6 protein-coding genes are annotated in these 5141 nt (G+C 34.4%); 4 read left to right on the top strand and 2 right to left on the bottom strand.

Annotated features, from left to right (window positions below):
* The coding region (locus tag J7E67_RS30235; protein WP_214733414.1) for a hypothetical protein at window positions 1-441 on the bottom strand (441 nt) is incomplete at its 3' end.
* Between the two features lie 252 nt (window positions 442-693).
* On the opposite strand from J7E67_RS30235, the gene J7E67_RS30230 reads away from it, so the two are divergent.
* The 4 genes from J7E67_RS30230 (at window position 694) to J7E67_RS30215 (ending at window position 4848) form a co-directional block, all read left to right on the top strand.
* Window positions 694-1764, top strand: coding sequence for a CotH kinase family protein (locus J7E67_RS30230; protein ID WP_308160752.1), 1071 nt, complete (start codon window positions 694-696; stop codon window positions 1762-1764).
* A 153-nt stretch (window positions 1765-1917) separates the two neighbouring features.
* The gene (locus J7E67_RS30225; protein ID WP_214733413.1) at window positions 1918-2532 is read left to right on the top strand and encodes a hypothetical protein; all 615 of its coding nucleotides are present in this window, start codon (window positions 1918-1920) and stop codon (window positions 2530-2532) included.
* A gap of 71 nt (window positions 2533-2603) precedes the next feature.
* Complete coding sequence (locus tag J7E67_RS30220) at window positions 2604-3983, top strand: hypothetical protein (protein WP_214717177.1); 1380 nt, start codon at window positions 2604-2606, stop codon at window positions 3981-3983.
* 187 nt (window positions 3984-4170) lie between these two features.
* Window positions 4171-4848: a DUF2642 domain-containing protein gene (locus tag J7E67_RS30215; protein ID WP_214717176.1), complete on the top strand. Its 678-nt coding sequence runs from the start codon at window positions 4171-4173 to the stop codon at window positions 4846-4848.
* Window positions 4849-5022: 174 nt separating this feature from the next.
* Here the strand turns inward: J7E67_RS30215 and J7E67_RS31725 are convergent.
* A partial coding sequence (locus J7E67_RS31725; RefSeq protein WP_251027101.1) for a transposase occupies window positions 5023-5141 on the bottom strand: 119 nt, incomplete at its 5' end.

Here is a 5141-nt window from a genome sequence, read left to right as displayed (position 1 = left end):
CGCTACTACCACTGCCTGAGCAGCCTGAGCTACCTGAGCTGCCTGAGCTTCCACTGCCTGAACTTCCGCTTCCGCTTTTGCCTGAACTTCCACTTCCACTGCCTGAGCTACCACTGCTTCCGCTACCGCTGCTACCCTTGCTACCCTTAGGGCCTTTATGTCCTTTAGGGCCTTTTGGTTTTTTTCCGCTACCAGAGCTACCGCTGCTTCCGCTACCAGAGCTACCGCTGCCACTTTTGCCAGAACTACCGCTTCCGCTTTTGCCAGAGCTTCCACTGCCACTTTTGCCAGAGCTACCGCTTCCGCTTTTGCCAGAGCTTCCACTGCCGCTTTTGCCACTGCCAGAGCTTCCACTACTGCTTTTGCTGCTACCGCTTTTACCACTGCCAGTAGATCCTGAACTGTCTGAACTTGACTTATTGTTACCTCCTTTTTTACCAACAGGATTATTATCTAGAAACCCAACTACACCATTTTCTTTAGCTTGTGAAAGTAATTGATCAATATCAAGCTTTAGTACCATTATTCCACCACTTTCTTAACAAATTTTTCTTTTCTATTTCAATTTATGATGATTTTATCCATTTGACATAGACAATCATATATTTTTAAACCATATTTTTTAGAGTTTCTATACACAACCACCCAAGAGAATGCATATATCTAAAAAAAATGTTATTTAGGAGAATTCAAGTGTTAAAATATGAAATTTTAATTAATCCGAAGTGGTTAAAAAAATTGGATAAAGACATTTGGAATGATGAATTAGTCCCTGCAGTATTAAAGATAGGAGAAGATCGTATTAATGTAAAAATTTCCTATCGAGGAAATGTAATAAGGGATAAGAAAAAAAAATCTTATCGAATTGTCTTTCAAAATCCGTACAAGGTCAATGGTGCACATGAAATTCATCTTAACGCGGAATTTTCAGATGTATCATTAAGTAGAAACAAATTATCGCTGGATTTTTTTGATCGAATCGGAGTCATATCTCCCCACTCCCAGCATGTTTTGTTGTATATCAATGGAAATAGTAAGGGCATTTATTTGGAGATTGAATCATTTGATCAATATCTCCTTAAAAAAAGAAAATTGCCAGATGGCGCAATTATTTATGCAACCAATAATCGAGCCAATTTCTCGTTATTAACCAAGAAAAAGGAAATAAAAAAACGTTTAGACCAGGGATATACATTAAAATATGGCGAAAAAGAAGATATCCTTTATTTAAAAAACTTTATCGCGATGATTAATGCCCTAAACAATGAAGATTTTGAAAAAGAAATCCCACATGTATTGGATGTCGAGAAATATTTCAGATGGGTCGCTGGAGCTGTTTGTGTCCAAAATTATGACGGGTTTATCCATAATTATGCATTATATAAAAATAGTAAATCTGGACTATATGAAATTACTCCTTGGGATTATGATGGGACATGGGGTAGAAACCTCCATGGCAGAAAACTTGATTATGATTATGTACCATTAACAGGATTTAACACACTTTCAGCAAGACTTTTCCACTTTAAACACTTTAGAAAACAATATAAAGAAATACTTTCAAGTATTTTGGAAAACGACTTCACTCTGGATGTCCAAAAACCAATTATCAATGAATTATTTGATTATTTAAAACCACACATGAGTCTAGATCCCTTTATTAGTTCAAACCCAGCAACATTAGAACAAGAAAAAAAGGTTTATTTTAATTTTATTAAAAAAAGAAGCTCTTACCTTAAAGAAGAATTAGCATTATTCGTATAGATAAGAGGTATATGAATCTAATCATATACTTTTTTTTTGCCTATTTTTACCCAAAACAGGAAAAAAAGGCTACTTTATTAGTACAACATCATCCCGTGATACATATAGATGCAGTGTAAATGTTTATTTAATTTAAAGGAGGATAATTCTTTTATGGATAGAGAAATGATGGAACAATTTGTTGGCAAAACAATTAAGGTTGATCGCGGAGGTCCAGAATCAAGAAGTGGAAAATTACTGGCAGTATTTGAAGACTTCTTTGCCATCTTAACAGAACACGATGGAGTCGTATTTTATAAGACAAATCATGTCAGAAGTATCACAGAAAGTTCTAAAGATGATATGAAGTTTGGGTTGAAGGTCCCAGATAAACTTGATTTTAAAAAGGCCGAAACCTTTGTAAAGCTTTTAGGAAAAATAAGATTTCAATGGGTGAAAATTAATCGTGGCGGTCCTGAATCATTTGAAGGCGTACTAAGCGATGTAAACAAACATTTTGCTTCACTGATTGTTAAAGAAGAAGTCGTTCGTGTCTCGATGAAACACATTCGAAACATAAGCTACGGACTGAAAGTGGATAATTCACAAAAAGATGATTCCAATGAATCTAATGGTAATGACAACGACGATAAAGACGATGATAACAAAGACAACAGTAGTAAGAACAGCAGTAGTAAGAACAGCAGTAGTAAGGACAGCAGTAGTAAGGACAGCAGTAGTAAGGACAGTAGTAGTAAGAACAGCAGTAACAAGAACAATGATAAATAAGATCACGAATAAAAATTTTGTCGCTTCTCCACTAGAGGAGCGACTCATTATCTCTTTAAGGAGGATTAAACATGGGGATAGATAAATTTTCAGCTGCATTGGATTTATTAAAAGGCTTTAGTGTAAATCTTTATGTAGGTGAAGACGTATTTAAAGGAAAACTAATTGGTGTTGAGGCAGACCATGTAGTGCTGGAAACCGAAAATAAATACATTTTTTATTATAACATTGATAAAATTCAAGCAATCACAAAAAATACAAGAGAGTTTCAACCTGAGAAAACAACGGCAAAATTTCTAAAAACACAGAGTTTAACAGATTTACTCCTTTCCTTTCAACATACTTGGGTAACGATATTGACTATTAACAAACAAAGGTTTACCGGTGTTTTAAGCGAAATTGATACAGACTTTGCTACTTTAATTAACGGTGATGAACGAATCTTAATAAAATTAACACATGTGTCCAACATCCTCAAAGGGGTTATTAAAGAAGAGGCTGTGAAGACGTCTTCATCAAATAATAACGAAAAAAATAATAAAGATTCTGATAATAAAAAGGACTCAAAGGATCATTCATCCTCTTCCGGTGATAAAGATGACTCAAAGGATCATTCTTCTTCCGGTGATAAGAAGGACTCAAAAAATCATTCTTCTTCCGGTGATAAAAAGGACTCAAAGAATCATTCTTCTTCTTCCGGTGATAAAAAGGATTCAAAGAATCATTCATCCTCTTCCGGTGATAAAAAGGACTCAAAGAATCATTCATCCTCTTCCGGTGATAAAGAGGATTCCAAAAAAAAGAAACAAAAAAATTCCAATAGTAAAGAAAAGTCTGATAAGAAAAATGAAGAGGCCGTTAAAGTAGAAGTGGTTGAACCTAACAATACAATGGTTTGGTCACAACCAATAAAAATTGAAGCAACAATGGTTAAAACCAAGGATGAGCTCGTTTCAAATAACTTTAAGATTAAGAAATCTCAAACAGACGAAAAGGAATCGTCCAAAAATTCCACTGAAATGAAAAAGTCAAATGATATGAGCACTAAAGATAAAAAGTCTGAAGAAGCTAAGTCGACCAAATCAATATCTAGCGAACAATCGAAGGAAATGAAAGAAGTAAAAGAAGTAGTTTCTATACAAAAAACAGAAAATCCGCCAGCTCCACCGTATAAATTACTACAGAATGAAACAAAATCAACAAAAACACAAGAAGAAGCAGCGAAAGTAGTTAAATCAACAACTACACAAAACCAAGCAACTAAGAAAGCAGAAGGTAATAAACCAAATGATATGAACACTAATAGCAACAATCAGAATGTATGGAAACAAAAGGAGAAAGAGCAAAAAGTTCTTCGTTTTTCCGGTGAACCAGTTAATCCTGACAGCAAAATAGCTTTCCCGTTTTCCGGATGGCCAAACAGAAACAATCGAACATCAAGATTGAATTAATGAAATCTCATCGTAATAGTGAAAATATATATAAGACCATTCCTTCATATTGCCCCTGTTAAAATCCCCAAAAACCATACAAATATGAGTTGGGCAGTTCTAATCATGTATACATGTTATAAGTAGTTAGTGATATCAGCCCTCCTCTATTTGTAAAATGGGATTACCAAGGAAAGGATGTGAAAATATGAAGCTGAAAGAAAATATTGGAAAATATATCAGACTTGAGATTTCGGGAAAGAAATTCATAAGTGGGGTACTGATTGATGTAGGCAGCGATTTATGGGTCGTTTTTAATGGATATGACTACCTTTACATCCCTGTTATTCATTGCCAAAATTGGCGGTATTTAAAACAAGATGAAATTAAAGAAATTGATGAAATTACACTAAATGACGAACCCACACCTATTTATAATAATAACGAAGAAATATCACTAAGAAAAACTCTGACAGCTGCTAAAGGTATTTTTACAGAAATATATGTAACAAGCAATCAAGCACTACATGGTTATATCATAAGTATTATGAATAATTATTTTGTTTTCTACTCGCCAATATACAAAACCATGTTTATATCTCTTAACCATTTAAAATGGCTAATTCCATACACAAATAATCAACGTCCATACGGTCTAAGCAACGCAAATCTTCCAGTAAATCCTAGCAATATCACCTTTGCCAGATCGTTTGAGGTTCAAATTGAAAAACTAACTGGAGAATTGATCGTCTTTAATATCGGGGAGAATGAAAATGTTATCGGAAAGGTAAAAGGGATTAAGGATAATTTCGTGGAATTAATCGGTGCAAAAGAAGATCCAGTCTTTATTAATCTTCAACATATTAAAACAATCCATATGACTTAACTGGTTTATTTTTTCTATAGCTTATTTGTAAACAAGCTTTTAAAACAAAAAAAAGAGTGTCTAGAGACACTGTTTCAGATTGTAGACAAAAGGCATTCGAATGAGCCCATTCGATGCCTTTTTATTGGATTTTTGCTCGTAAGAGCAAAATTTAGACCTATCCTTTGACTATTATTACGCCAATTCTGGACCTTTCCACGTCCAGCTGGCCATCTTTTTCAAGTTCATGGCAGCAAAAGTAAGCATCGCTTGCATGGACAATTTTTTTAAGCCTCTTAAGGTTGTCCAACGCA

It is taken from the genome of Bacillus sp. ISL-46 (assembly GCF_018613205.1).
Note: the sequence above shows the minus strand (reverse complement) of the source record. Positions and strands in the feature narration are given on the sequence as shown.

What these genes read in the sequence shown, in the direction of transcription:
- J7E67_RS30225 (WP_214733413.1), top strand. Translation starts at nt 1,918, where the DNA reads ATGGATAGAGAAATGATGGAACAATTTGTTGGCAAAACAATTAAGGTT.
- J7E67_RS30220 (WP_214717177.1), top strand. Translation starts at nt 2,604, where the DNA reads ATGGGGATAGATAAATTTTCAGCTGCATTGGATTTATTAAAAGGCTTT.
- J7E67_RS30215 (WP_214717176.1), top strand. Translation starts at nt 4,171, where the DNA reads ATGAAGCTGAAAGAAAATATTGGAAAATATATCAGACTTGAGATTTCG.